This window comes from Pseudarthrobacter sp. P1 (genome assembly GCF_050156935.1).
Classification (GTDB): Bacteria; Actinomycetota; Actinomycetes; order Actinomycetales; family Micrococcaceae; genus Specibacter.
Window position 1 is genome coordinate 2,739,469 of record NZ_CP189584.1, and the last position, 26,442, is coordinate 2,765,910.

Annotated in this window: 21 protein-coding genes and 1 pseudogene; 9 read left to right on the forward strand and 13 right to left on the reverse strand. The window is 68.2% G+C overall.

Going from position 1 to position 26,442, the window contains the following annotated elements:
- Nucleotides 1-127: 127 nt before the first annotated feature.
- On the forward strand, nt 128-352 hold the full coding sequence (locus ACQCSX_RS12920) for a hypothetical protein (RefSeq protein ID WP_427015711.1): 225 nt from the start codon (nt 128-130) through the stop codon (nt 350-352).
- Nucleotides 353-396: 44 nt separating this feature from the next.
- On the opposite strand, the gene ACQCSX_RS12925 is transcribed toward ACQCSX_RS12920, so the two are convergent.
- The 10 genes from ACQCSX_RS12925 to ACQCSX_RS12970 form a co-directional block, all read right to left on the reverse strand.
- Nucleotides 397-1,365: an alkaline phosphatase family protein gene (locus tag ACQCSX_RS12925; protein ID WP_427015712.1), complete on the reverse strand. Its 969-nt coding sequence runs from the start codon at nt 1,363-1,365 to the stop codon at nt 397-399.
- 269 nt (nt 1,366-1,634) lie between these two features.
- On the reverse strand, nt 1,635-2,753 hold the full coding sequence (locus tag ACQCSX_RS12930) for a phosphotransferase (RefSeq protein ID WP_427015713.1): 1,119 nt from the start codon (nt 2,751-2,753) through the stop codon (nt 1,635-1,637).
- A complete protein-coding gene (locus ACQCSX_RS12935; RefSeq protein ID WP_427015714.1) occupies nt 2,750-4,024 on the reverse strand; it encodes a phosphotransferase family protein in 1,275 nt (424 codons plus the stop codon). The genes ACQCSX_RS12930 and ACQCSX_RS12935 overlap by 4 nt, the downstream gene beginning before the upstream one ends.
- Complete coding sequence (locus ACQCSX_RS12940; RefSeq protein ID WP_427015715.1) at nt 4,021-5,760, reverse strand: ABC transporter ATP-binding protein; 1,740 nt, start codon at nt 5,758-5,760, stop codon at nt 4,021-4,023. The genes ACQCSX_RS12935 and ACQCSX_RS12940 overlap by 4 nt, the downstream gene beginning before the upstream one ends.
- Nucleotides 5,761-5,921: 161 nt before the next feature.
- Entirely contained in the window at nt 5,922-7,094 is a 1,173-nt protein-coding gene (locus ACQCSX_RS12945; RefSeq protein ID WP_427015716.1) for a glycosyltransferase family 4 protein, read from the reverse strand.
- On the reverse strand, nt 7,085-8,314 hold the full coding sequence (locus ACQCSX_RS12950; protein ID WP_427015717.1) for a glycosyltransferase family 4 protein: 1,230 nt from the start codon (nt 8,312-8,314) through the stop codon (nt 7,085-7,087). The genes ACQCSX_RS12945 and ACQCSX_RS12950 overlap by 10 nt, the downstream gene beginning before the upstream one ends.
- The gene (locus tag ACQCSX_RS12955) at nt 8,301-9,419 is read right to left on the reverse strand and encodes a glycosyltransferase family protein (protein WP_427015718.1); all 1,119 of its coding nucleotides are present in this window, start codon (nt 9,417-9,419) and stop codon (nt 8,301-8,303) included. The genes ACQCSX_RS12950 and ACQCSX_RS12955 overlap by 14 nt, the downstream gene beginning before the upstream one ends.
- Before the next feature lie 242 nt (nt 9,420-9,661).
- A complete protein-coding gene (locus ACQCSX_RS12960; RefSeq protein WP_427015719.1) occupies nt 9,662-10,327 on the reverse strand; it encodes a response regulator transcription factor in 666 nt (221 codons plus the stop codon).
- Nucleotides 10,324-11,742, reverse strand: coding sequence for a sensor histidine kinase (locus tag ACQCSX_RS12965; RefSeq protein WP_427015720.1), 1,419 nt, complete (start codon nt 11,740-11,742; stop codon nt 10,324-10,326). The genes ACQCSX_RS12960 and ACQCSX_RS12965 overlap by 4 nt, the downstream gene beginning before the upstream one ends.
- Nucleotides 11,743-12,187: 445 nt before the next feature.
- Entirely contained in the window at nt 12,188-13,630 is a 1,443-nt protein-coding gene (locus ACQCSX_RS12970) for a UDP-glucose dehydrogenase family protein (RefSeq protein WP_427015721.1), read from the reverse strand.
- Between the two features lie 226 nt (nt 13,631-13,856).
- On the opposite strand from ACQCSX_RS12970, the gene ACQCSX_RS12975 reads away from it, so the two are divergent.
- Together ACQCSX_RS12975 and ACQCSX_RS12980 are read left to right on the forward strand one after the other, a co-directional pair.
- Entirely contained in the window at nt 13,857-15,908 is a 2,052-nt protein-coding gene (locus ACQCSX_RS12975; RefSeq protein ID WP_427015722.1) for an MFS transporter, read from the forward strand.
- The gene (locus tag ACQCSX_RS12980) at nt 15,905-16,447 is read left to right on the forward strand and encodes a TetR family transcriptional regulator (protein WP_427015723.1); all 543 of its coding nucleotides are present in this window, start codon (nt 15,905-15,907) and stop codon (nt 16,445-16,447) included. The genes ACQCSX_RS12975 and ACQCSX_RS12980 overlap by 4 nt, the downstream gene beginning before the upstream one ends.
- Nucleotides 16,448-16,506: 59 nt before the next feature.
- On the opposite strand, the gene ACQCSX_RS12985 is transcribed toward ACQCSX_RS12980, so the two are convergent.
- Both ACQCSX_RS12985 and ACQCSX_RS12990 read right to left on the reverse strand, forming a co-directional pair.
- On the reverse strand, nt 16,507-16,932 hold the full coding sequence (locus ACQCSX_RS12985; RefSeq protein WP_427015724.1) for a universal stress protein: 426 nt from the start codon (nt 16,930-16,932) through the stop codon (nt 16,507-16,509).
- A 125-nt stretch (nt 16,933-17,057) separates the two neighbouring features.
- Nucleotides 17,058-19,913 (reverse strand): FAD-binding and (Fe-S)-binding domain-containing protein, encoded by a 2,856-nt coding sequence (locus ACQCSX_RS12990; RefSeq protein WP_427015725.1) that lies wholly within the window; start codon nt 19,911-19,913, stop codon nt 17,058-17,060.
- Between the two features lie 120 nt (nt 19,914-20,033).
- Here ACQCSX_RS12990 and ACQCSX_RS12995 point away from each other — a divergent pair, with 120 nt between their 5' ends.
- The 4 genes from ACQCSX_RS12995 (at nt 20,034) to ACQCSX_RS13010 (ending at nt 22,443) form a co-directional block, all read left to right on the forward strand.
- Complete coding sequence (locus ACQCSX_RS12995) at nt 20,034-20,711, forward strand: GntR family transcriptional regulator (RefSeq protein WP_427015726.1); 678 nt, start codon at nt 20,034-20,036, stop codon at nt 20,709-20,711.
- 41 nt (nt 20,712-20,752) lie between these two features.
- On the forward strand, nt 20,753-21,220 hold the full coding sequence (rraA, locus tag ACQCSX_RS13000; protein WP_427015727.1) for a ribonuclease E activity regulator RraA: 468 nt from the start codon (nt 20,753-20,755) through the stop codon (nt 21,218-21,220).
- 222 nt (nt 21,221-21,442) lie between these two features.
- Entirely contained in the window at nt 21,443-22,186 is a 744-nt protein-coding gene (locus ACQCSX_RS13005) for a low temperature requirement protein A (RefSeq protein ID WP_427015728.1), read from the forward strand.
- A complete protein-coding gene (locus tag ACQCSX_RS13010) occupies nt 22,150-22,443 on the forward strand; it encodes a hypothetical protein (protein WP_427015729.1) in 294 nt (97 codons plus the stop codon). Before ACQCSX_RS13005 ends, ACQCSX_RS13010 begins: the two co-directional genes overlap by 37 nt.
- Here ACQCSX_RS13010 and ACQCSX_RS13015 read toward each other — a convergent pair.
- Nucleotides 22,440-22,997 (reverse strand): annotated as a pseudogene (locus ACQCSX_RS13015) (NADPH-dependent F420 reductase). The gene ACQCSX_RS13010 and the pseudogene ACQCSX_RS13015 overlap by 4 nt on opposite strands.
- A 137-nt stretch (nt 22,998-23,134) precedes the next feature.
- Here ACQCSX_RS13015 and ACQCSX_RS13020 point away from each other — a divergent pair.
- Nucleotides 23,135-24,943: a lipase family protein gene (locus ACQCSX_RS13020; protein ID WP_427015730.1), complete on the forward strand. Its 1,809-nt coding sequence runs from the start codon at nt 23,135-23,137 to the stop codon at nt 24,941-24,943.
- A 9-nt stretch (nt 24,944-24,952) separates the two neighbouring features.
- Entirely contained in the window at nt 24,953-26,440 is a 1,488-nt protein-coding gene (locus tag ACQCSX_RS13025) for a bifunctional phosphatase PAP2/diacylglycerol kinase family protein (protein ID WP_427015731.1), read from the forward strand.
- Nucleotides 26,441-26,442 lie beyond the last annotated feature (2 nt).

Genomic DNA, 26,442 nt, shown 5'->3' on the forward strand with positions numbered 1-26,442 from the left:
TCTTCATGACATTCCCTCAACACGGCATGCCGGGGCCTGCGGCCCTGTGGATCCCCACGTAGCGTCGGAGATCCACAGGGCCGCAGCGGAGGGGATTCCCCTCCGCGGGATGTTGAAGGGAACCGCCATGGATGACGCAAACACCGTCAATGATCTGCTGCTGTATTCGGGCACGCTGCTGGTGGCGGGGGTGATGTTTGCCGTGATGCTCACAGCCTTCCTGGGGATGCTGCTGCTGGCCCTGGCGGCGCGCGGGGTCCAGCTGGTGGTGGTGCCGCTGGCCGAGTCCGTCCGGCGCTCGTGGCTGCTCTGGCGTGCGGCGCTGGCGGCCGCACAGCGCAGCGGTTTCTAACCCGGGCAAGGCCGGAACATCCAGCGGCCTGCCGCAGCGGTCCGTCAGTAGACATCGGAGCCGAAGCGGTTCACTCCGGCCGCGGAAGCGTAGCCGAGGTAGGGCAGGCCGAAGATGTCCTCGATGCTTGCCAGCAGGCTGTAGTGGCTGTACAGGACCTGCGAAGTTGTTCCGCCCTTGATGAACGGGGACAGCACCAATGCCCCGACCAGCCCGCCGTTGGGGCGCCCCATTCCCGCCTCCAGTGCGGGCGAAAAGCTGGGATCCTGGCCCGGGCTATCGCCGTCGGCCTCGTCGAAGGTGATGACCAGCATGCCGTCCTGTCCAAAGGCTGCCGAGGCCATGATCTTTGGCACCCATTCCTGGAGCCAGGTGTCCGCGGTCGCCATACCCCCGGGCCGGCCGTCGACGCAGGGCCTGTCATGACCGTCATTGCAAAGGTTTGGCGTGATGTAGGAGAGGTTGGGGGTGGTCGCCGCCGAGGCAAGGTCCGTCTTCAGGGCGCTAAGGTCCACGACACGGCTGGCGCAGTCGGGAGATCCGGTGATGGCGCTGAAATACACGAACGGATTGTGCCTGGTGGCGTATTGGTCCCCGTCCTTGGCGCCCCGCCAAGGATCCTTCGTGCCCAGAGCCGGGTGGCGGCAGGCCTGCCCCATGTCCTCCATGTAGCCCTTCCACGATTTGCCAGCCGCGCTGAGCTGGCTGGCGATCGTCGGCACGCTGGACGGATACACACAGCCCTCGCCCGCCATCTGGCCGGGGCCGGTGGCCTGCTGCGGGCTTGCATCGCCGGACATCGGCGTGAACTTCTTGCAGTCGTCCTGGGTCTGCGGATTTGGGCCCTGCCCGGAAATCTGGGCCAGGTAGTTGGGGAGCGACTTGTGGGCCACAGCGTAATAGTTGGCCAGCAGGGCCCCCTTGTTCCTCAGTTCCGTTGCCAAGTAGTGGGCGTCGGATTCCGGACCCCACGACTCGTCAAACCCCGTGTTCTCCAAATTGATGACAAACACATGCCCGATGGCGGGAATGGCGGGCCCGGGTGGGGGTGCTACGATGCCGGGTTCCGTTGTTGTCGCGGACGGCGGTGGAACCACGGACGGCGGTGGAACCACGGACGTGCACGCGGGCACTATGACCAAGACCAGAGCCAGAACCGCGGACAGCGTCATCAGGCGGACCGCTCCGCCTGGATTGCCCCCGGCCTGCTTCGATCCGGGCCATGTGGCCATGAGAATTCCCGATCTGCGTGGTTATGGTCAAGCTGCGGCGTGCGTGCGGCTCATGACGCTGGGTAGTCCATGGTTAAAGCATCCTTCACCCCTGCAATTTGTTCCTCAAGCAGTTCCTGGGCCAAGGAGGTCCACCGGGGGCGGAACGAATACAGGCAGGCCAGACGGAGCCGGGTTGAGTCGGAGTACGCCTGAAACCGGGATGGGCTCACCTGCAGCCCGCCCGCGGTAACCAGCACCTGAGAGTGGGCCACCCGGTGGCGTTCCGGCGTCAACACCCCCTGGCTCAGCCGAAGCGTCAGATGGACGTCAAGGTTGGCCAGATCCAAGGCCGCCTCGGCTTGGGCCGCTTCGTCGAAATCCAGCAATCCCAGGGGAGTCCGCCCGGGGCTGCCGATGATTTGCTTGTCATGGAGGTCACCGTGGGCCCACACCAGCGGGTCGGGGGCCGTCCCGAGCAGGTTGGTGGACACTTCCTCCGCCCGCGCCCGGAGGGCATCGCGCAGGAACCACGCCTCGGGGGCATTTTCGCTGTGCCGCAGCCAGCGGTTGACCCATATCCACAAATTTGCTGCCTCGACCTCTGCCGAGCGCAGGGGCAGCCCGGCCTCGGCACTGCGCTCGGCCGCCCCTGACGGCGCGCCAAGCTGGGCGGTCCATGCGCGCGCCCACTCCGCCCATAGCTGGGCGAACGATTCATCGCTGACGGTGGATTGGTCCTTCCCCACCTCGAGCATGGTCCGGCCCCGGAGGGCACTGAAAACGAGCACGTCCCGGGACCGGCGCATGATCCGCGGCGCGGCGAAGGTGTCCGGGGCCAGCAGGGCGTCCATCTGCGCGCAACGCTCGGCGGCCAGGACGGCGCGGCCGGGACGGAAAATCTTGATGTAGCTCGCATCGGCCCGCAGCACCGCCCGTTTGTGGGCCCGGTGGGCGATGATTTCGCCGGCGTGCGATTCCGCCGCCAGGCTGGGCAGCCCGGGATCGTCCCGGGGTACGAGTTCAAACCGGCCATGTCTGAGGTGGGCCGCCCGGACACCCGCACGTCCCGGGGCCCGGACCTCCAGAACGTAGTCGCCCGGCGCTGTGTCCGGCCAGGCCCGCTCGACCAGCCAGCGGATGCGGCGCTCGTCAACGATGTGCAGCGGGACAGCCGGGTGCCACGTCATGTGATCAGCTCCAGGGTTCGACGAATCTGCCAATGTGCTGTGGCCGGCCAGTCCGGGTCACGGTCACGAAACGGGTCCACGGCGGAGATGAAAAACCGCAATGCCGCCCAGGCATTGGCCCGGTACCCAAACGGGTGGCCGCCGGCCCGCAGATATCCGGCCATGAGGCTGTCCGTCTTGGGCCCGCCAGGTCCCCCCCCGCCGGTCCCGCGGTCCGCAATTTCCTCTGCCGCGGCAAAAAATCCGATGTCCAGCTCCGGAGCGCCGGTCCCGATCCTGTCGAAATCAATGATCCGGACCGCAGCCCCATCGACAAGGACCTGGTCCGGTGAGAAATCGCCGTGGACCAGGACCTTCCGCCCGGACTGTGCGCCCATCGTCACGAGGGCCGCCAGCTCGTGCATCGCCAGCGTGGCCGGCTTGTCGAGTTCCGGCAGCAGGGCCGTGACCATGTCCCGGGTGGCGCGGAGCTGGTGCACAAGTTTGGCGGCCCCGTCGTCGGCGGCTCCCGCGGGGCCCGGGTCGACGGCGTGGAGGGCAGCCAGCGCTTCTCCTGCCAGATACGCACAGTGTTCATCGGCGCAGCCGTCCAGATCGCCGTCTCCCCATTGCCGGGAGGCGCTGATCCCGTGCTCCGCACACTGGGCATCGGCCAGCTCGGCCAACACCGGAACACCACCCTGGAGCAGCCGCTCGGCCAAGCCCGGTCCGGCAGCGTGGGGGCGGGGCTGCGTGGCGGTTTTCACGACGATCGCATTCTGCCCGGCAGGGACCCCGAGCACGATCCGGCGCTCCGGCTTGTACCTGAGGACCCTGCCCGTGGGGCCCAGCAGGCTGCCGGGGGCCTCACGGCCGGCGCCAAGGCGCCCAAGTCCGTGCTCAAAGAGCCACAGCAGGTTTTCGCGCAGCGGCCAGTCGTCCTCGATGCCGCCGACGGCCACAATCGACTCCTCGTGGCGAGGCTCCGGCTGGAAGAGGCGGATGCCGCCGCCGTACCTCTCCGAGCGCTGCGCCCGGTGCTGCAGCTTCGCTCCCACACCCGCCGCACGCGTCGAAGCCCAGCCGTAGCCGCCCGGCCCGGCCTGGCAGAAGGCGACGAGCACAGAGGTGCCCGGCTTGTAGCGGACCCTGGTGATGCGGACGGCTTCCCCGAGCAGGGCGGACAGGCGATCGTCGTCGAGCACGCTGCCAAGCGCGGAAATCCGGGGGTCCCTGGCGGCCAGGGCCTGGTCGGCTTGCCGCCGCTGGGCCAGCAGCGGCGTGCTGCTCACGACGGCACCTCGGACATCTCTCCCTGCTGCTTCCCGCGCTGGCGTTGGACCCACCGGGCAAAACGGGATTCCGGGTCCTCCATCAACACCGCCGGCTGGCCGTCCTCGACGATTTCACCGTTCTCAAGCCAGATCGCCCGGTCGCAGGATTCGGCCGAGTAGACGTCGTGGGTGATGGTGATGGAGGTCCGCCCGGCCGTCAGGGCGTCCATGGCACTCAGCACCGAATCCCGGGCCACGGGGTCAAGCCCCGCCGTGGCTTCGTCCAGGATCACGATCGGTGCCTCGCGAAGCATCGCGCGGGCAATGGCAATGCGCTGGCGCTGGCCGCCGGACAGATCGTTGGCCGCTTCGCCCAGAACCGTGTCGTAGCCCTGCGGCAGGGCGCGGATGAAGGTGTCCGCCTGGGCCAGCACGCCCGCCGCCTCGATGTCCTCGTCCGACGCTTCGAGGCGGCCGAAGCGGATGTTCTCCCGCACGGTGGTGCCGAACAGGACGGAGTCCTGCAGCAGGATGGACACATGCGAGCGCACCGACGCTATCGTCAGGTCGCGCAGGTCCTCGCCGCCAAGCTTGACGGACCCGGTTGACGGATCAATCATGCGCAGCACCAGGGAAGCCAGCGTCGATTTCCCGGCACCCGAGGGCCCCAATATCGCAAGGTGCTGGGCCGCCGGGATGACCAGCTTGATCCGGTGCAGCACGTGGGTTCCATCACCGTGTCCGGCCGACACGTCGTCGAAAATGATGTCCGGATTCGGATGTTTCAGGTCGACGGCGTGCGGCGCCTCGGGCAGGTCGGTCTGGGCTTCGAGCAGTTCGGCCACCCGCTCTCCGGAGGCCGTGGCCCGCGCGATCCGCCCGGTCTGTTTGGCCAAGTCCTTCAACGGCTTCATGCCCGTTTTGAGGTACAGCACGAAGAGCACGAGGTCCCCCGGAGTGATCGCGTGCTGCATCACCCGCCACCCACCGCCGGCCAGGACGACCGCCGTCGCGAGACCGATCAGGACGTCGGTCTTGCGTTCAAGTCCGGCCGCCAGCCGCAGCGCGGCCACCCCTGAGCCGAGCGTTGCCTGGTTGCTGGTGCGGAATCCGGAGCTGATCTCATCTTCCAGTCCGTAGGCTTGGACCTCGCGCATGGCGCCAAGAGTCTGCGCGGCGGTGGTGGCCAGCGCGCCTTCGCCCTTGCGGGAGGTGCCGGCCGCTGCGGTGATCGGCCCCGAACTACTGCGGGAAAGCAGTGCGAATATGCCTGCGGCCATAAACACGACGAGGGCAAGCCAAACGTCAAGCCAAATCATGATGACCGTCATGGCGGCCAGTGTGACAATGTTTCCCAGCATGGGAAGTCCGGCCGTGACGGCGACATCCTGGAGACGGGAGACGTCACCGACCAACCGTTGCACGGTGTCCCCCGTCGAGGCGTGGCTGTGGTGGCGCATGGACAGGCTCTGGACGTGGCGGAAGGTTCGGGCGCGCAGATCGGCCGCGACCCGGGAACTGACCAGCGCAAACGAGATGGCTGACCAGAAATTCGCCACGGCCCGGATCAGGCTGATGACGACTATGGCCGTCCCGCACAGCAGCAATGTCTCCACGCTTGCCTCCATGCTCGGCCCGGGACGGCGCAGGGTGGCGCCCAGCGCGCGGGAGACGGCGTCGATGACGATTTTCACCGGCCACGGCTCAAGCAGGCGGAACAGTACATCCGCGGCCAGAGCAACGAATCCCCCCACCAGGAGCAGCCGATGTCCGCGCAGATGAGGACGGACACATCGCAACGTCCGCCGCAGACCCGATTCCGTTGCCCCGGCCGCTGCGTGGCTCCTGCCCCAACGGGTTCTGACCCGCCGGATCCGGTCCATAAACCGCTGCGGCCGCCGCTTGACGTGGGCGCTCACGGGACCGGCACTTTTGGCGACGCGGAAAGGGCGGCCGTGATGCGCGACAGGACACCTTCCCAGGTGAATCGGCTGGCGGCATCGGCACGCGCGTGGCGGCCGAGCCGTTCCCGCAGTGCGGCGTCACCGGCCAGCTCAAGCAGCGCGGAGGCGAAGGCGGGCGCATCGCCCGCCGTCACCACCAGCCCCGTGCGCCCGTGCTCGAGGATCGACGGGATCTGGCCGGTTGAGGTTGCAATGATCGGCATGGCGGCCGCCATGTACTCGTAAATCTTCAGAGGCGAAAAATAGTCGTCACCCCCGGGCTGGGCACCGGGATAGGGCGCGGCCGCCGCATCGCACGCGCCCAGCAGCTCCGGTATGGCCTCGGGCGGGACCGCCCCCGTGAACTCCGCCTTCACGGCCAATTCCTCGGCCCGCCGTTCCAGTTCGGCTCGGCCGGGGCCGTCGCCGATGATCCGCACGGCCCACCGGCGGGTTGGGTCGGTGGTCCTGAAATTCGCCTGTGCCACGGCGTCCAGCAGGATGGGGACACCGTGCCACGGTTTCAGCGTCCCAACGAAGCCAATCGTCAGGCGGTCCATTCTGCGCCAGCCCGGGCGCCGGGGAGTGATCCGGTCCACATTGACGCCGTTGGGTGCCAGGATTACATTGGCGCCCGGGGCCCGCCCCCGGATCCAGCGGACCACGGGGTCCGAGACGCAGGCCACCACATCCGCGGATTCGGCACTTCGGCGGAGCATGTCCTCGGCGCCACCGATGTCCCAGAGCCCCCGGTAGCGCAGTTGTTCCTCGATCAGGGGGGCGTTGACCTCCAGAACGGACGGAACGGCAAGGAGCGGGACGACGACGGCCAGCACCGGGCTGAACAGCGAATACCGTTCGTAGAGCAGATCGGTCCCGTCGCAGACGATCCTGGCGGCGAGGTTGATGGCGGCGCTCTTGGCGGCCCGCTCGCGCTCCCGGCCTTCCGCGCGAGCGGGCACGACTTCAACGACCTTGAGATCGGCCAGATCCGGTGGGCGGGCCGTTCCGGCCCGTGTGCAGTAGACCGTGACAGTTGCACCCGTCTTCCGCCAGGCCCGGACGATTTCCTGGACGTGGACCGAGGCGCCCTTGGTGCCAAAAACAGGCACACCCACGTCGCCGCAAACGTACGCTACGCGCATTGTTCCGCCTCCCTCTTTCCGTCCGCGAGGGCACGGAGCCGCTGGGCCTGGTGCCGGGAGTCGTAGTCCCGCTCAACCACGGCCCTGGCGTTCCGGGCCAATGCCAAGCGGTCGATGCCGGGCCCACTGATTTCGACGATGGCCTCTGCCAGCCTTTGCGGATCACCGGCCGGGATGAGGAGCCCTGTACGCCTGTTGAGCAGGGCTTCTGGAATTCCGGTGACGTCCGTGCCGATGCACGGCACTCCGATGGCCATCGCCTCGAGCAGGACCGTGGGCATTCCGTCCGCGTTGCCGTCGTGGCCCACGATGCAGGGGGCGACGAAGACGTCGGCCCACCGGAGCAGCGCCTGCACCTCGTCCTGGGTCTGTGGGCCAAGCAGCTCCACACTGCCACCGATCCGCAGCCTGTCAATCTCGCCCTGAAGGTCACCGGCCAGCGGCCCGTTGCCGGCAATCCGCACATCCAGCCGCCGGTCCTGGCCCAGCAATATGGCGGCCGCCGTGATCAGCTGGCCGAAACCCTTTTTCTCGACGAGGCGGCCCACGGCCGCCACCCGCACCGTTTCCGCTACGGGCGGCGGATTCCTGTACGGAAACCGTGTCAGCTCCAATCCGTTGCGGACCAGGTGCAGGCGGTCGGTGGCATCGGGATAGCGGCGGCGGAGATAGTTGAAGTTGAATTCGCTGATGGTCACGGTGTGATGCGCTTGTTCGAGTTTGGTCCGCAGCACTGCGCCGTCGACGCTTTCACAGAAAATGTCCACGGCGTGGGCAGTGAAGGAATACGGGATACCTGTCAGCCGTGACGCCAGCCGGGCGACGCTGGTTGCCACCGTTCCGAAGTGGGCATGCAGGTGGACGATGTTGCGGCCCTGCAATGTGACGGCGAGATTGATGGCCTGCACGGCGTCGTCGGGATCGGCGGCGGCCAGTTCACCTAGATGGCCTCCAAGCCTGGCGCCCAGTCCGCGGTCTTCGGCCAACCGGAGGCTGTCCCACAGCTCCTGGGTTTTCTGCGACCGCTCAACATAGGTCACCGGAGCCTGCACGCGGGCCAGCTCGGGATGGAACCGGGGGTCGGTGGGCGGCCGGAGCGAGAATATTTCAATGCGCTCTCCGGCGGCCTCCCTGGCCAGAATCTCCGAGACCACGAACGTCTCGGAAAAACGGGGATACATTTTCAGGACGTAGCCGGTTCCCGGTTCAAATGGCTGCACGGCTGAGTGCCACCTTTACTCTGGCGGCCATGCGGCGTCGGCCGGCCGGAACGCCGGCCAGAGTGCCGGCCAACTGCTCGGCGGCCAGCTGCTCTGCTGCCAACTGCGGAACCCGTGCGAGCCCGTTCAGTTGCAGCCGCCGCCGGTCAATCGTGGTGCCCAGCTGGCTGGAAAGCCACGACGACAGGACTTCCGGGGTCAACGTGCCGATCTCCTGATAGTCCACATAACCGGCCCTGGCCAGCGATCCGGCACGGATCCGCTGTTCCGCGCGCGGCTGGGAACGCGGCACGATGAGTGCAGGAACATCCGTGCTCATGATTTCGCAGACGCTGTTGTATCCGCCCATCGACACTACAGCGGCGGCCTGGCGCATGTGGTGGACGACGTCGTCCACCATGGCTACGACCGTGGCGCCATTGCGGGCCAGCTGCGCAATGTCCCGCCGTTCTTTGTCGGGCATCTGCGGCCCCGTGACAATGAGGTGGCCCAGACCCGCCGGCATCGGCGTGAGCGCGGCAACTCTGGCCAGTGCGTGGCCATCTGATCCGCCTCCCACGGTCGTCATGCAGTACGGTCCGGGCATGCAATTGACTCCGGAGCCGGTGGGCCGGCCGGTGGCCAAGTACCCCGTGTAATGGATGAGCCTGCGCAGGGACCACGGGACCTCGCCGGCCTCGACGGGATCGTGGACAGCGGGGTCGCCATAGATCCAAATACCGTCAAACAACTCCTTGATGACTCCAGGGCCGCCGAGCCGCGCCCATTCCGCCAGGGCGGCCTCGGGCCCGTCAAGGACTTCCCTCAACCCCAGGACAACCCGGACAGCGCTGGTGGCGCGCGCCCGGCGCAGAGCCGTTGCCAGTTCGCCGTGGATGCCTGTGGCATGCCGGTCCACCACAATGAGGTCGGGGCGGAAGCCCGCCAGGACTCCGTCGATCATTCCGGCACGGAGGGCGACGAGGTCATGCATGCTGACCTCCAGGTTTCGGGGGACGTAGCCATCCAGGCCTTTGTCGACCCCGGGCAGCAGCACCCAGTCCCAGCCGCTGGGGGCGCGGAAGCTCGGCGCCACTGACGTGCCGGTAATGAGGAGGCCAGTCACGGGGCGCCCGGTCAAGACGGGCAGTTGGCTGGCCAGGGCATGGGCCAGAGCCAGATTGCGGCGGACGTGCCCCAGACCTACCGAATCATGCGAGTAGAGAGCTATTCGTATCGCCTGCACCGCGATCCTCCCTTGGCCCCATCACCGGCCAAGGCCGGTCCGGCCGTCCCTGACCGGATACTTGATTGTGCGGGGACAGCATGAGAACCGTATTGGCTAAGGATGAAGGAATTCTCACGAAATCACTCCTCCACCAGCCGGTAGCCGGCACCGCGGATTGTGACAAAACGCTCTGCGCCCAATTTTTGCCGCAAATAGTGCAGATAGACATCAACAACGTTCGACGATCCCGCGAAGTCGTACCCCCAGACGTGGCTGAGCAACTGCTCCCTGCTCAGCACCTGCCCGGGGTTGCGGATGAACATTTCCGCCATCACGAATTCGCGCGTGGAAAGCCCGATTTCAGTATTGTTGACCCGGGCCGTGCGGGAGTGGAAATCCAGTTCCAGCGACCCGCACCGAATGGTTTGGCCGGTGTCCTCGGAGCCCTGTTCGCGGAGCCGGAGCCTGATGCGCGCCAGCAGCTCCTCGAAGTGGAATGGCTTGGCCAGGTAGTCGTCGGCGCCTCCCTCCAACCCGGCAACAGTGTCAGTCACCGATGTGCTTGCCGTGAGGATGATGACGGGCAGATGCATTCGGGTCTTGCGAAGCAGGCCAAGCAGGGTGAAGCCGTCGAGCCGGGGGAGTCCGAGGTCCAGGATCATGAGATCGAATTCTCCGCTCGTGGCGTAGTCAAGGGCCCTCACCCCGTCTCCAACGACGGAGGGCGTGTAGCCTGCGGCGCGCAGCCCCTTCTCGATAAACCGGGATATCCGCACCTCGTCTTCGGCTATCAGTATTCGGCTCATCGCGGGAGCCTGCCGTCTGCCACCGGTATCCGGATGGAGAACGTGGACCCCCGGCCCTGCGCGGATTCAAGGGTTATGTGGCCAGCGTGGGCCTCCGCAATCGCGCTGACGATGGCCAGGCCCAATCCGGCCCCGTCTTCTCCGCGGCCGCTGCCCACCCGGCCAAACCGTTGGAATATCCTGCGTTGGTCTTGGGGAGCAATCCCGACGCCGGAGTCCCGGACCCACAGGGCCAGCGTGTCGCGGCCCGGCCGCCGGCCCGCGGCGGGCAAGGCACTGTGTTCGAGTCTGGCGCCCAGGGCGATGACCGAGGATGAATCCGTGTATTTCACGGCATTGGCGGCCAACTGGACCATGGCTTGGGTCAATCGCTGGGGGTCGGCCATGACGATTGTGTCAACCACTTCATCGATCTGCCACCGCCGTACGCCAAGGACGCGGATCTTGTCCATCACATGGTGCGTGAAGTCGAGAATCCCGATGGGCTCCTTCCGCACAAAGTCAGGCTGGCGCGCGTTGGCCAGCAGGAGCAGGTCATCGACCAGGCGTTGCATCCGGTCTACCTCCTCCAACAGCAAGTCCCTGGTGGCGGCAACTTCAACCGGGTCATCGGCCGCCATGAGTTCCAGATGCCCACGCAGAATTGTGAGCGGGGTGCGCAATTCATGCCCCGCGTCGTCCATGAATTGGTGCTGCTCCCGGGCACCCTGGTCCAGCCGCTCCAGCATCGTGTTGAATGTCGTCGCCAGCTGCGTAACGTCGTCCGCGCTCTTGCGGACGGCGACCCGCTTGCTCAAATCGTGTTGGCTGACGATCTCCGTGGCCTCCTGCAGTCTGCGCAACGGACCCAGCATCCGTCCCGCGATGAGCGTTCCGGCCGCGGCAGCGGCAACCAATGTGCCGGCGGAAACAAGCGAATAGGTTTGGATCGAGGACATGATGGGCGCGCGCTGGTTACTGGTGTCGCGGCCGATCATGAGCAAAACGCCGCTGCTCCGCGCCGGCCCGCTCAGGGGACCGACCATCACCCGCACCGGCGCATCACCGGCAAGGTCTGCGGATACGGTCCGCGCTGGACTCGCCAAGGCAGCGGCGTGGGCATACCTGTCATCACCGCCGCCCCCGTCGGCCAGCAATTGTCCTTTCTTGGGATCTCCATCCACCCGCCACGCAATCTGCCCGTCGATGATTGCGGCCACGAACTCGCGCTTGCTCAGATCAACCTCGTTGGCAGCGTCACGAAGGTGCTCGCTAACCGACTCCGGGCTGAAATCCGACGTGATCTTCGCAAGTTTCTGGATCTGGCTTGACTTGCTGTCAAGTCCATCATCCACGCGATTTTCGAGATCCAGGAATTCCAGGGCATGGATCACGAACCCGGCCAATGCCAGCCCACAGAACATCAGCACCAGCATCGTGGCGAGGACCCGGAAGCGGACCGAGTGTATCCTGGTCCGCAGAACCGACCGCGTCCGATTGCCCAACAGGCTGATGGGGGCGAAGGCGCCCCTCGACAACTCGGCCACACGCCACCGCCGGTTCATCTCCCCGGCCGTCCCTGGCGAATGGCACAACTAGCAGCAGAGCCGCCACTGCCCAAATGTCTGCGGCTCCTGAGAATCCTTCCGCACGAATTACTTCCGATCGCCATTATGTGATGCTTTCGTAGGCTCGCTTGGCTTCATCACCTCACATTGAAAAATCCTACTCAGCATCAACGGCTTGTATATAAGTAATTACTCGCATCAAAAATGATTGGCTACGTGCTTTTGCCGGAGAAGCGGCTCGCATATTGTTGGACGGCGGGTCGCCGATTCCGCCGTCGCTTCGCCGACGGTCCGACTCCCGACAGTCAACCCGTCACGGCGTTGCAAGGACCTTGATGCCGTCGGCGGCAAGCACGGGTGGAAGATCCCTCACGACGGCGGTGGGGGTGCCCAGTGCACGGTAGTCCCAGTGTGCGGCCCGGTACGCGGCGGCATTGAGGGCATGCCGGCCATCCACAATGTTGCGGCGCGCCACCAGTTCTCCCAGTGCCACAGGATCCGCCGTTCTGAACACGTCCCATTCGGTCAGCAGAGCCACGACTTCAGCGCCTGTCACAGCCGCTTCGAGTGTGTCCGCGTAGCCTAGGTCCGGATATGCCACTTTGGCGTTGCCCATGGCCTGCGGGTCGTATACGGTCACGTGGGCTCCCGCTTGGTGGAGCATGTGTGCCACGTCCAAGGCGGGGGCATCGCGTATGTCGTCCGAATCGGGTTTGAACGCGGCACCCAGGACCGTGACAGGCACCCCCGTCAGATCCCCGCAGGCCATTTCGGTAATGAGATCCACAGTGCGCTGGCGGCGGCGCTGGTTGATCGCGTCCACCTCGCGCAGGAAGCCCACGGCCTGTCCGACGCCGAGTTCCTGGGCTCGGTGGGCGAAGGCCCGAATGTCTTTGGGCAGGCAGCCTCCGCCGAACCCCAGGCCGGGTTTGAGGAAGCGGCCGCCAATCCGGCTGTCATAGGACAGCGCCAGCGCAAGCAGGTTCACATCGGCGCCTGTCGCTTCGCAGACTTCGGCCATGGCATTGATATAGGAAATCTTGGTCGCCAGAAATGAGTTGGCGGCGACCTTGACGAGCTCCGCGGTGGGCAGGTCGGTGACGATCACGTGCGTGCTGTGGGAAATGATGGGGGCATAGCAGGCCGCCAGCCGCTCGCGCGCCCACTCGGAAGCCACGCCGAACACCAGCCTGTCCGGGTTCAAGGTGTCCTCGACGGCGTGCCCCTCGCGCAGAAATTCGGGGTTCCACGCCAATTCGACCAGTGATCCCGCCGGCGCCGCCGACTGGACCAGGGCCGTGAGCCGCTGTGCCGTTCCGATGGGCACGGTCGACTTCCCGACAATGAGGCACCTGTGCACCAGATGTGGGGCGAGGCACCGGATGGCTTCCTCCAGATGGCTGAGGTCGGCCGCCGGCGAGTCCGCCGATTGGGGTGTGCCAACGCAGATGAAGTGCACGTCGGCGTGTGCCGCGGCAGCCTTGAAATCGGTCGTGAAACTAAGACGCCCCGTCTCCATCGCCACTGTGAGGAGCTCGGCCAGACCGGGCTCGAAAAATGGCAGCCGTCCACCGGCGAGGGCAGTGACCTTGGCCTGATCGACGTCAACCCCGATCACGCGGAAGCCAAGTGCCGCCATGCAGATGGCGTGCGTTGCTCCGAGATATCCGGTGCCGATAACGGCAACCCCGGGCGACTCCAGCGAACCGTCGCCGGGCGAAGTGAGTTCTGTGTCCGTTGCGCCGACTGTTTGCATGATGGTCCTCGTCCCAGAATCGGGGTTTCCCCGTGTGGCTGGCGGATGGATCTTCCAACTGCTCCAGTGTCGACGTCTTCGGTGAGACGATCATGAAAAGACAGTGAGACATTTCTCATTCTCCTGCGGGCTCTGAGGGGTGGCGATTGCCTGCACTGGTGAACGGTGGTTCACTTGAGGGGTGAACGGACGTTCACCCCTCAAGTGAACCACCCGAAGGAATTACGTGCCCTCGCATCTGGCCACCCGGACCCCCACCCCCGAAAAGACCCGCAAACCCACCGGGCTGATCGTCACCATCCTGTGCCTGTGCGGCACAGTGGTGGCCCTGCAGCAGACCCTGGTGGTCCCGCTGCTGCCCGATTTTCCCAAGATCCTCAACACCTCCGCCGACGACGTGTCCTGGCTGGTCACCGCCACCTTGCTGACCAGCGCCGTCGCCACCCCCATCGTGTCCCGGCTGGCGGACATGTATGGCAAGCGGCGGATGATGATCGTCGCCATGGCCATGATGGTGGCCGGCTCGGTCATTGCCGCGCTGGGCGGATCGTTTCTCTGGCTCGTGGTGGGCCGGTCGTTCCAGGGCTTCGCCGCCTCGCTGATCCCGGTGGGCATCTCCATCATGCGCGACGAGCTCCCCCGCGAAAAGGTGGCCTCCGCCGTGGCCCTGATGAGCGCCACGTTGGGCATCGGCAGCGCCCTGGGGCTGCCGATGTCCGGTATCATCTATGAGCAGTTTGGCTGGGAAGCGATTTTCTGGGTTTCGGCGGCGGTGGGTGTGCTGCTGATCGCCGCCGTGCTCTCCATCGTGCCGGAGTCCGCCGTGCGCACCCGGGGGAAGTTCGACGTCGTCGGCGCCCTGCTGCTCTCCGTGGCCCTGACGTCCCTGCTGCTGGCCATCTCCAAGGGCGGCTCGTGGGGCTGGGGCAGCGAACCGGTCATCTTGTTGTTCCTGGGCACGGCGGTGGTGCTGGCCTTCTGGTTCCCCTACGAACTGCGCGCCAGCCAGCCAATGGTCGACCTGCGCACCTCCGCCCGGCGGCCGGTCCTGCTGACCAACATCGCCTCGGTGCTGGTGGGCTTCTCGATGTACGCCAACATGCTCTCCACCACCCAGCAGCTGCAAATGCCCAAGATTTCCGGCTACGGATTTGAACTCAGCGTGGTGGTGGCCGGACTGTGCATGGTCCCCTCCGGACTGGCCATGGTGGCGCTGGCGCCCGTATCCGCGGCCATCACCAAACGGTTCGGCGCCAAGGCGACACTGATTGTGGGCGCCTCGGTACTGGCCGGCGCCTACGTGGCCCGGGTGTTCCTGACCGACGCCGTCTGGATGGTCATTGTGGGCGCCACGGTGGTGAGCATGGGCACGGCCATCGCCTACGCCGCGATGCCAACACTGATCATGCGCTCGGTGCCCATCACGGAAACCGCCTCCGCCAACGGGCTCAACTCCCTGCTCCGCGCGGTGGGCACCTCGACGGCGTCAGCCACCGTCGCTGCCGTCCTCACCGCCGTCACCATCCATGTGGGCGGTGTGGCCCTGCCGTCCCTGGACGCCTTCAAGGACATCTTCTGGTACGCGGCGGTGGCGGCCCTGCTCGCCATCGGCGTCTCGGTGTTCATTCCGAAGTTCCACCCCGCCGCCGCCGCACCGGCCGCGGCGGCCGTTGGTACCGGCACCGTCCCGGCTGTCCGGCCGGCCACGGCAGCGGAACCCATCACCTCGTCCTCGGCCGCGTCGGACACCGAGATCGTGGTCGGCGGAACGGTGGTCCGGGCGGATCTGCGGCCCCTCCGCCACGCCGTCGTCAGCGCCCACCACACCAATGGCGAGCCGGCGGACTGGAGCCGGGCGGACAACGATGGCAAGTACTCGATGGTGCTGCCCAGCCCGGGACGCTACCTGGTGGTCTCCAGCGCCGATGGCTGGTCCCCGCATTCGCAGGTGCTGGAGTTTGCCGACTCGTCCAGCGTCCAGCAGATCCGCCTCTCCCAACGGCTCACCCTGTCCGGGACGGTACAGTCCGCCGGCGCCCCGGCGGAGGGGGCGCTGGTAGCCCTCACCCGGCACAGCGGCGAATCCGTGTCCTGGGCGCATACCGGCACCGGCGGCAGGTACCAGCTGCCGCTGCCCGCCGCCGGGGGCTACATCCTCACAGTGCTGGACCCCGCCGGCAGCCAGGCCCAGGCCAGGCCGGTGGTGGTGGGTGCCCAGTCCGCCGTGGTGGACTTCGACACGGCTGACGTGCACGACGCCGATAGGGTGGCACCATGAGCGAGAACCCCACGCGCGAGGCCATCATCGAGGCCGCCCGGCACCTCTTTGGCCAGCACGGCTACAGCGCCGTCACCATCAAGGACGTGGCGGCCCGGGCCGGCTACTCCCCCGCGATGGTCATGAAGGTCATGGGCAGCAAGGCGGCCCTCTATGCCGCGTCCGCCCCCGAGGAACCCGGCAACGACCACTTCCACGACGCCGGGGAAAGCATGGGTGCGCGTCTGGTGCGCCGGGTAGTTGACCGCCGCGCGGCCGGCGAAACCGAGCCCTGGGCCATGGCGCCCATCCTGGTCCATGATGCCCCGGACCCCGCCGAAACGCGGGCCGAACTCAGCGGCAGGTACCTGGCCTGGGTGGCCCGCCAGATCGGCGACACCAGCGCCGACCAACGCCGGTCATCCCTGGTGGTGTGCGCGATGTTGGGCCTGGCCGCCGGCACCCGGGCGTTCGGGCTGCTGGGCGAAGACGCCATGCCGGCCGAGGAGCTCATCCACAGCTACGGCACGCTGGTCCAGAGCATCATCGACCAGCCCTGATGGCGGCTTAAACGCCAGGTGCCCGGCGGAAAACCGCCGGGCACCATGCGTTGTGCGTCCTAGCTGGCAGTCTTGACAATGTGGACGTCGCACGGGGCGTTGTGCGCCACCGTGTTGGCCACGCTGCCCAGCACCCGGCCCAGGCCCTTCATGCGCACATTGCCCACCACGATCATGCTCGCGCCGACCCGCTCGGCCTCGGCGATCAGTGCCTCGGCGGGCTTGCCCTGCACCGAGGAGTAAGTGGTGGCCACGCCGTCGGCGCCCAGCTCGGCGGCCACGCTGCGGGCCACCTTCTCCGCCTCGTCGGCCGTGGAGAGGAACCACTCGTCGTTGCCGATCTCCACTTTTTCCGTCCGGTCCTGGCCGTAAGCCGTGATGACGCTCAAAGTGGCACCGGTGGCCTTGGCCAGGGCGGCAGCCGTACGTGCCGCCTTCATGGACGTGTCGTTGCCGTCGACACCAACAATGATGATCCCGCTCATGATGTTCTTCCTTTGTGTGGGCTAGTGAATCTTGGACACTACACTAGCCGCCGGAGCCTCGATCCGGCGGAGATTTCGCCGCCGGCACCCGCACCCGTGGGGAATCACACGGCCCGGGCCGCGCCCTACCCCGCAGTGGCCTCCGCGAGCAGTTCCAGCACATGCTTGTACGGCGCCCCGGTGGCACGGGTCATGCCCAGTTCGCAGGTGCGGTTGCAGGAGGCGTGCGCGGTGGCGTCCATCCGGGCCACGTCCGCCGCCTGCGCCGCCGTGGCGGAGGCGGTGAGTTCCGGGTGCAGCATGCCCCTGTCCCCGGCATAGCCGCAGCACCCCCAGTTGTCCGGAATCTGCACCTGCGCCGCCACGGCCCCCGCCACGGCCTCCAACGCCGGGTTCAGGCCCATCCGGGTGGAGGAGCAGGTGGGGTGCAGGGCCAGCGAGTCGATCCGCTGCCAGCCGCCGCCCAGGACGGGCAGGATCCGCTCGGCGGTGAACGCCACGGCGTCCACCACGCGCAGCGGGCGCTGCCCGGGAGCGGGAACCTCCGCCTCGATGGTGTGGAGCAGGCCCTCGGTGCAGGAGGAGGCATCGCAGATGATGTCCAGCTCGCCGTCCCGGGTGGCCGTGCGGAGCACCGCGAGGGTCCGTTCGTGCATGCCGGCCAGTCCGGCGGCCATGCCCTTGGAGGACCACGGCGTGCCGCAGCACAGGCCGTCGATGCCCGCCGGCACCAACAGTTCGATCCCGGCCCGCGCGCAGAGCTGCTCAAAGCTGAGCTGCACGCCCTCGGAGGCGTCGGCGGCCGGGCCGAACATGGCATTCACGCAGGCCGGGAAGTACACGGCCGACGGCGTTCCGGCCGGGGCCGGGCGGCGGCGCTTTGCCCCGCCTCCGGGCAGTTCGGCGGAGTAGAGCGGCACGGTGTCCTCGCCCAGCACCGCCCGGGCAAGCTTGTTGGCCGGAAGGACGACGGCGGCGGGCACCTTGGCGACGACGCTGAGGGCCAGCCCCGCGCCGCGTGTCACACCGCCCCAGTTGCGGGCGGCAGCGGACCACACCGCGTTCTCCACACTCCCGCCGTCGTCCTCGCGCAAATGCTTGACCAGCGATCCGGTGTTGATGTCCACCGGGCAGGCGGTCTGGCACATGCCATCCACCGCGCAGGTCTGTATACCGTCGTAGTCGTACTCGCCCCTGAGCCGCTCGGCGAGTTCCGTGTGGCCATCCAGCCGGGCCTGGGCCATGTCGCGCAGCGTGACAATGCGCTGGCGCGGGGTGAGCGTCAGGTCCTTGCTGGGGCACACCGGCTCGCAATAGCCGCAGGAGACGCAGCGGTCCACCTCCGCGTCAACGGCGGGCGGGGCAGGCTTGATGTGGCGCAGATGCGCCGTGGGGTCCTCGTCCAGCAGCACGCCGGGGTTCAGCATCCCGCCCGGATCCAGCAGCGCCTTGATCCGCCGCATCAGCTCGTACAGTTCATCGCCGTATTGGCGGCGGACGAAGGGTGCCATCACCCGGCCCGTGCCGTGCTCGGCCTTCAGCGAGCCACCCTCCCCCAGCACCAGGTCCACCATGCCCTCGGTGAAGGCCGAGTAGCGGTCCAGTTCGGCCGTGCTGGCAAAACGGTCGGTGAGCATGAAGTGGATGTTGCCGTCCTTGGCGTGGCCAAAGATGACGGAGTTTTCATAGCCGTAGCGGCCAAAGAGGACCGAGAGTTCGGTGCAGGTGCGGCCCAGCGCGGGAACCGGAACCACCACGTCCTCCAGCAGCGCCGTCGTTCCCTGCGGGCGGGCGCCGGCCACGGAGGTGTACAGGCCCTTGCGCAGATGCCACAGTTCCGCCCGCGTGCCTGAGTCCGAACTGAAGGCCGCCGGGGCACCGAGGCGCAGACCGCCCACCAGCTTTCCGGCCCGATCCTCCAACTCCGCCAGGGCGTCCACCGAATCGGCCTGGTACTCCACCAGGAAGGCCGCATGGTCCGCCACCGCCAGGGAGCGCACGACGTCGGGCACCCGGGACAGGCCTTGGCCCACCTTGAGCGAGAGCGAGTCCATCAGCTCCACGGTGGCGGCGCCGCTGTCCACCAGGGCCGGCAGGGCCTCGTTGGCCTGAAGCAGGTTGTCGAAGACCAGCAGGGCGCTGGTGGCATGGGGCAGTTCCGGCACGGTGCGGAAGACGGCCTCGGCCACAAAGCCCAGCGTCCCCTCGCTGCCCACAATCAGGTGGGCCAGCATCTGGGCCGGGCTGTCGAAATCCAGCAGCGAGTTGAGTCCGTAGCCCATGGTGTTTTTCATGGCGAACTGCGCCTCGATGGTCCGCACCGAGTCCGGGTTGGACACCACCCGCTGCCGCAGCGCCAGGAGCCCGTCAAAGATCTCCGGCTCCAGGGCGCGCAGCCGAGCATCGGCGTCGGCGGCACCGGTGTCCACCACCGTGCCGCTGGGCAGCACCGCTGTCAGCGATTCCAGCGTCCGGTAGGCATTGTCGGTGGTGCCACAGGCCATGCCCGAGGAATTGTTGGCCACCACCCCGCCAATGGTGCAGGCGGCCTCGCTGGCCGGATCCGGGCCGAACTTGCGCCCGTAGCGGGCCAGCCGGGCGTTCAGCGCCCGCACGGTGACGCCCGGCTGGACGCGCACCCGAGCACCGCCGTCGAGCACCTCAATGCCGCGGAAATGGTGCCGGACATCCACCAGGACGCCATCGGTGACGGCCTGCCCGCTCAGGCTGGTTCCGCCGGAGCGCAGCGTCAGTGGCACGCCCTGGGCGGCGCTGGCGCGCAGCAGCCGGCCCACCTCGGCGGCATCGGTGGGCACCACCACGGCCCGGGGCAGCAGCAGGAAGTGCGAGGCATCGTGGGCGTTGGCGTGCAGGTCCAGGGCGCGGGTCTTCACCTGCCCGTCCGTGGCGACGGCGGCGCGCAGCACGGCGGCCAGGTCCGTGGTCTCGGAGGTGGCGTCCGGTGCGGTGGAGCGGGTCATGTCCGAGATCATGCCACGATTCAGATTGTCTAACAAGTACACAATGATTTTCGGACAACCAGTACACCTGTCTGACAGAATGGAGGCCCCACAGGAAGGCAGTCCCCCATGGTGCAGCGCGTGTCGGCAACATCCATCGTCGAGGCGATCGGTGACGACCTGCGCGCCCGGATCCTGGCCGGCACCCTGACCGCCGAGGTAGCCGTGACGGAGAAGGAGGTCGCCGGCGCCTACGACGTCGCCCGCCCCACGGCCAAGGCGGCCATCGAGAAGCTGGTGGGCGAGGGGCTGCTGGTGCGCGGGACGCACAAGAGTGCGCGGGTGGCAGTGCTGGGGCCCGATTCCGTCCGCGACATCTACCTCGCCAGGGCGTTCCTGGAGAGCGAGGTGCTGCGCCGGCTGGCCGCCACGGCCACCGTCCCGGCCGCCGCTGTGGCCGCCAACGCCGAGCTCGCCGCTTTGGCCGGGGAGGGGGATCTGGCCATCGTGGATCCGGACATGCGCTTCCACACGGCATTGATCGACGCCGTGGGCAACGAGCGCACCTCGCGGATGTACCGCTCCCTGGTCAGCGAGGTCCGGCTCTGCATGACGCGCGTGCAGTCGCTGCACCTGCTGGACCCGGCGCTCATCCACCGCGAGCACCAGCAGATCCTGGACCATGTGGCCGCCGGCCGCGGGGCCGAAGCGGCCGACGTTTTGGACGCGCACCTGGCCACGGCCCGGGAGCGGTTGGCGGAGGCGCTGGCGGTCCCTGATGTGGAAAAACCTGCCCTGCCGGCACCCGCCGCCGGGTAGGCTGGCCGCAGCAACCACAGCCCCCGGCACAAGGAGCCCGAATGAGCATCGCCACCGCCGACCTCTACGACCAGCGCGGCCACGAACTGGCCTCGGTCTCGCTCCAGCTGCGCTCCTTCGGGGGCGTGGAGGCATTCGACGGCCCGGTGCGCACCGTGGTCTGCTTCCAAGACAACGCCCTGGCCAAGTCCATCCTCTCCTCCCCCGGGAACGGCGCCGTCCTGGTCATCGACGGCGGCGGCTCGCTGGAGACGGCCCTGATGGGCGACATGATCGCCCAGCTGGCCATCGACAACGGCTGGGCGGGCGTGGTCATCAACGGCGCCATCCGCGACAGCGTGGCCATCGCCGCGCTGCCGCTGGGCGTGAAGGCCCTGGGCACCAATCCGGCCAAGAGCACCAAGACCGGCGCCGGCGAGGCCGACGTCGTCGTCCTTCTGGGCACTGTGGCCATCCGGCCCGGGGCCCACCTCTGGGCCGATGCCGATGGCATCCTTCTGGAAACCTAGCGAAGCATTCCACGCATTGGAGGGCCACGATGTCCACCGATCCGCTGCACCACGCGGCAGCCCGGATGGGCGGCCGGGATCCGCAGGAGGCGCACCGCGCCTCGACGCCGCTGGAGCTCTTTTTTGACCTGACGTTTGCCATCGCCTTTGGCGTGGCCGGCGGCCAGTTCGCCTCCGCCCTGGCCGAGGACCGCGTCGGCGCCCGGGCTCATCGCCTTTGCCATGTTCGCCATCATCTGGGCGTGGATCAACTTCAGCTGGTTTGCCAGCGCCTACGACACCGACGACTGGATCTTCCGCGTGGTCACCATGGTCCAGATGGTAGGTGTGCTGGTCCTGGCCATGGGGATCGAGCCCCTCTTTGCGTCCATCATCGAGGGACGCCACGTGGACAACCGCGTCATGGTGCTGGGCTATGTGGTGATGCGCGTGGCCCTGCTCTTCCAATGGCTGCGCGCGGCCAAACAGGACCCGGAACGCCGCAGCGTCACCCTGGGTTATGCCAGGTACCTGGCCGTGGCGCAGCTGGGCCGGGTGGCGGTGATCCTGGTCGACACCACCGTGCCGCTGACCCTGCTGATGGCCGTACCGCTCTTTGCCCTGGAGATGGCCACGCCCGTGCTGGCCGAACGGACGTCGCGCACGGCGTGGCACGCCCACCATATCGCCGAGCGCTACAGCCTCCTGGCCATCATCGCGCTGGGCGAATGCCTGATCGGCACCATCGACACCCTGCGCGCCGTGGTGTCCAGCCATGGTTGGAGCCTGGACACGGCGGTGGTGGGCCTGGCCGGCACCGGGCTGGCCTTTGGGCTGTGGTGGGTGTACCTCATCTTCGCCTCCATCGCGGCCACCGGAGCGGGCCTGCATGTCTTCGCCTACTACCTGCAGCATAAAACCCACATCGGCGAACCTCCGTGGTGGCCACGGTGGCAATTCCCGTCGCCGTCTTCGCCCTCACGCTGACGTTCCGCCATGCCTTCATGGTGGGGCCGGATCCGCTCCACCTGTGGCTGAGCGCCGTCGTCCTCGCGCTGGCGGGGGCCAGCATCGCCCTGGCCGCGCTGGGCGTGACTGTCACCCTGTGCCTGGTGCTGATCATGCTGGGCCCGGCCGTAACCATCGTGGTGGACGAGCTCGTGGGCCACCGGCACCGGGCAGCGGCCTGGCCCGGCTCCGGCAGGCCTACGGTTCCTGAACGTTCCTGGCTGGTCCGGTCCTAGATGGTCCGGGGTGCCTTGGCCAGATTGTCCGCCAGTTCGACGGCGCTCTGCCGGACCACGTAGGCCGGCCGGTCCCGCTCCGCGCGCCAGCTTTCGGACAGCGGGCCAATGTTGACCGTGTCGAAGCCGAATTCGTCGTAGAGGCGGGTGACGAGGTCGCTGGCCTCGGCAAAGTCGCTGGCCGTGGCCAGGGCACGCCGGTTCCGGGTGCCCGCGGGGGGTCCCGGTGGTGGCCTCGCAGTTGTCCAGGGCGGGGAAGTGTCCGTCGCGTTCCCAGTAGTAGTTGTTGGTGTCGAGAATGATCTTGCCCGCCAGCGGCTCCACTGGGATGTCGCGGTAGTTCTTCAGCGGGACGGTCACGACGGCGAAATCGCCCGCCGCTGCCGCTTCGTCCGGGTGGCGGCGCGGGCTCTGGGCCCCAGCTCGGCCACCAGGTCCGCAAGGGTTTCGGGCCCGCGCGAGTTGCTGATGACTACGTCATAGCCCAGATCCACGGCCTTGCGTGCCACCTGGCTGCCAATGTGTCCTGCTCCGAGAATTCCGATTGTTGTCATGGACGGTGCAACCCTGTGGCGCCCGGGCCTATTTCGCCGTGACGAACTGTTGCGTCCGGGAAGTCTGGGCGGCCTGCCGGCGACGGCGATTCAAACAATTGCTACGATGCAAGACAGGCCAAGAGAGGGGTTCCCGGATGGCTGCATCGGACACGAGCACCGGCGGGGGCCGGCTGCGCATCCTTCCCGTGCTGCTGCGCCGCGCACCCTGGTGGGTGCTTGCCCTGGCCGGCATGGCGTGCGTGCTGCTGGGCCTGTTCCTGCTGGTCCGCCCGCTGAGCGCACTCTCGACGCTGGCCGTTTACCTGGGCCTGGGCTTCATCATCTCCGGCATTGGCGACCTCCTCTCCCCCGGCACCTCGTCCCCCGTCTGGATCAAGCCGCTGCTGGCCGGGCTCTGGGTGGCTGGCGGCGTGGCGGTGCTGCTGGCCATTGGCACCGCCGTCGATCTTTTGGCACCGTTTGTGGCCATCTCCTTGCTGGTGTCCGGCGTGCTGCGCGGGTTCAGTGCCATCAGCGGCGGCAAGGACGCGAGGATCGCAGCGTTCATTTCCGCCGTCGCCGACCTGGTCCTGGGCATGGTGGCCCTCTCCTGGCCGGATGTGACGCTGCTGGTGGTGGCCGTGCTGTTTGGCGCACGGACCGTCTTCTTTGGCCTGGCCCGTTTGTGGGAGGCCGTGCTGGTCCTGCGCACCGGCCGCCGCGGACGGCACGACGGCGGCAGGGTCCCCGGGAGCGCCCGCCCACCCGGGCGGTTCGGCCGTTTTGTCCGCGTGGTGGGCGCCGTCGCCGCCCTGGCCCTGGCCACAGGTGCCGCGGTGCTGGGGCTGAGGCTCAGCGCCGCCGCACCGGAGCTTGATCCCTTCTATGCCGCGCCGGACCGCGTCCCCGGCCGGCCCGGCGCCGTCGTGAAGTCCGAGCCGTTCACCCAAGGCATCCCTGAAGGCGCCACCGCCTGGCGCACCCTCTACACCACCCGGGCCCAGGACGGTGCCGCCACACTGTCCAGCGGGCTGGTGGTGCTGCCCACCGCGCCGTCGCCGGGTCCCCGGCCGGTGGTCGCCTGGGCACACGGCACCACCGGCTACGAGCCCGCTTGCGCCCCGTCCAACCTCCCCGATCCCTTCACCGCCGGGGCCATGCCCGCCCTGGCGGACGCGGTGGCCAACGGCTGGGCATTGGTGGCCACCGACTATCCCGGGCTCGGCACGGCCGGCAGCCAGCCGTACCTGGTGGGCAAGGGCGAGGGCTACGCCGTGCTGGACAGCATCCGCGCCGCCAAGGAGTTCCTGGCCGGCCGCGGCGGCACCGGCCCCGCCGTCGTCTGGGGCCATTCGCAGGGTGGCCACGCCGCCCTCTGGGCCGGTGGCCTGGCCGCGGAGTACGCGCCGGAACTGGGGATTTCCGGCGTCGCCGCCCTGGCCCCGGCCAGCGATCCCATCGCTCTGGTGGAGAACCTGCCCAACGTCAAGGGTGGCAGCGTCTTTGCCTCGTTCGTGGCCGCCGCCTACGCCGGCGCCTACCCGGACGTGAAGATCAATGACTACGTGGATCCCACGGCCCGGACGGTGTTCCGCGAAATGTCCACCCGCTGCCTCGCCGAGCCCGGCGTGCTGGTCTCGGTGCTCGCCGCCCTGTCGCTGGAGAACGACCGGAGCATCTTTAGGACCGATCCCGGCACCGGGACCCTGGGCAGCCGGCTGGCCGGGAACACCCCCACCGGCCACATCGGCGCTCCGCTGCTGCTCGCCCAGGGCGGCTCCGATCCCCTGGTCACCCCCGCGGTGCAGGACGCCTACGTCAAGGCCCGGCGCGCCGGCGGCCAGGGGGTGGACTATCGCCTCTACCCGGGACTGGACCACATGGGCTTGGTCGCAGGGGAATCTCCGCTGCTCGGGGATCTCGTGTCCTGGACCCAGGACCGGATCGCCGGGGCCGCCGGGTAGGGTGGGCGGATGAAGGCATTGAAGCGTTCCATCGCCCGGCTGGACCGCCGGCTCATGGCCAAGGTGTCGGCGCTGCCGCCGGGGCCCGCCGATGCCGCGATGCGGCACCTCACCAACGCCGCCACCAAGGGAAAGCTGTGGCTTGCGGCCGCGGCCGTGATGTCCACCGTCCCGGGCACGCCGCGTCGGGCCGCCGCGCACGGCCTGATGGCCCTCGGCGTGGCTTCGGCGGCGGCCAACCTGGTCTTCAAGCTTGCCCTGCCCCGCCGCCGTCCGGCCCAGGATCTGTTGCCGCTTTTCCGCTTCAACCATCCCCAGCCCACCAGTTCATCGCTGCCCTCGGGCCATTCGGCGTCGGCTGCCGCATTTGCCTTGGGGGTGGGGTTCACCAGCCCCGCCCTGGGCCTGGCCGTGGCGCCGGTGGCCGCCGCCGTCGGCTATTCGCGGGTCCACACCGGGGCGCACTGGCCCTCCGATGTGGTGCTCGGCTCCGCCATCGGCGTGGGCGCCGCCGTGCTGACCCGCGGCTGGTTCCCCGCCCCGCAGCCCGTTCCGCCGGCCCAATCGACGACGGCGGAGGCACCGGCGCTGGAGGCGGGTGCCGGCCTGGTGGTGGCCATGAACACGATGGGCGGATCCTATACACCCGAGGCCGCCGAGGCCGTCCGGGCGGCCCTTCCGCGGGCCGACGTCGTCGAAATCGGCGCGGGCGGGGACCTCGCCGTGGCACTGGCCGAGGCCGCGGCACGGCCCGGGACGGCGGCGCTGGGCATCTGGGGCGGCGACGGTTCCGTGGCCGTTGCGGCCGGAGCGGCCGTGGCCGCGGGCCTTCCCCTGCTGGTGTTCCCGGGCGGCACGCTGAACCATTTTGCCCGGGACATCCGGGTGGACTCGCTGGCGGCCGCCGTGGCAGCGGCGGGCCAGGGCCAGGCCGTCCGTTGCGATGCGGCGACGGTGGAGCTGGAGCGCGGCGACGCCGACAACCCCGAGCTGGCGTCCATGGCCATGCTGAACACGGCCAGCGTGGGCCTCTACCCCGATCTGGTGCGGCGCCGCGAGCGCTTGCAGGGCGAGCTCGGCAAGCCGCTGGCGGGCCTCATCGCGGGCCTGCGCACGTTCGCTGCGGCCCGGCCCGTGGCGGTGCGGATCGACGGAGTGCCGCACCGGCTCTGGACGCTCTACATTGGGCGCGGCCGCTACTACCCGCACGACCTTGCACCGTTGGTGCGCCCCCGGTTGGACGATGGATTGCTGGACATCCGGATGGTGTCCGCTGACCGGCGCTTTGCCCGGGCCCGACTGCTCTGGGCGGTGTGCACCGGCACCACCGCCGCGACGCCTGTGACAACGCTCCGGACGGCGCGCAGCCTCACGGTGGAATCGAACGGCGCACCGCTGTCCCTGGCCGTCGACGGCGAAGCGATGGCCGGCGTCCATGCCGCGTGGTTCAGCGTGGCCCCCAAGGCGCTGCGCGTCTACGCCCCGCCGGCGCCCTGATC

Excerpts from the sequence above, each read along its gene's own strand:
- ACQCSX_RS12920 (WP_427015711.1), top strand. The coding sequence starts at position 128 with ATGGATGACGCAAACACCGTCAATGATCTGCTGCTGTATTCGGGCACG.
- ACQCSX_RS12930 (WP_427015713.1), bottom strand. The coding sequence starts at position 2,753 with ATGACGTGGCACCCGGCTGTCCCGCTGCACATCGTTGACGAGCGCCGC.
- ACQCSX_RS12945 (WP_427015716.1), bottom strand. The coding sequence starts at position 7,094 with ATGCGCGTAGCGTACGTTTGCGGCGACGTGGGTGTGCCTGTTTTTGGC.
- ACQCSX_RS12960 (WP_427015719.1), bottom strand. The coding sequence starts at position 10,327 with ATGAGCCGAATACTGATAGCCGAAGACGAGGTGCGGATATCCCGGTTT.
- ACQCSX_RS12965 (WP_427015720.1), bottom strand. The coding sequence starts at position 11,742 with ATGCTGGTGCTGATGTTCTGTGGGCTGGCATTGGCCGGGTTCGTGATC.
- ACQCSX_RS12970 (WP_427015721.1), bottom strand. The coding sequence starts at position 13,630 with ATGCAAACAGTCGGCGCAACGGACACAGAACTCACTTCGCCCGGCGAC.
- ACQCSX_RS12980 (WP_427015723.1), top strand. The coding sequence starts at position 15,905 with ATGAGCGAGAACCCCACGCGCGAGGCCATCATCGAGGCCGCCCGGCAC.
- ACQCSX_RS12985 (WP_427015724.1), bottom strand. The coding sequence starts at position 16,932 with ATGAGCGGGATCATCATTGTTGGTGTCGACGGCAACGACACGTCCATG.
- ACQCSX_RS12990 (WP_427015725.1), bottom strand. The coding sequence starts at position 19,913 with ATGACCCGCTCCACCGCACCGGACGCCACCTCCGAGACCACGGACCTG.
- rraA (WP_427015727.1), top strand. The coding sequence starts at position 20,753 with ATGAGCATCGCCACCGCCGACCTCTACGACCAGCGCGGCCACGAACTG.
- ACQCSX_RS13005 (WP_427015728.1), top strand. The coding sequence starts at position 21,443 with ATGTTCGCCATCATCTGGGCGTGGATCAACTTCAGCTGGTTTGCCAGC.
- ACQCSX_RS13020 (WP_427015730.1), top strand. The coding sequence starts at position 23,135 with ATGGCTGCATCGGACACGAGCACCGGCGGGGGCCGGCTGCGCATCCTT.
- ACQCSX_RS13025 (WP_427015731.1), top strand. The coding sequence starts at position 24,953 with ATGAAGGCATTGAAGCGTTCCATCGCCCGGCTGGACCGCCGGCTCATG.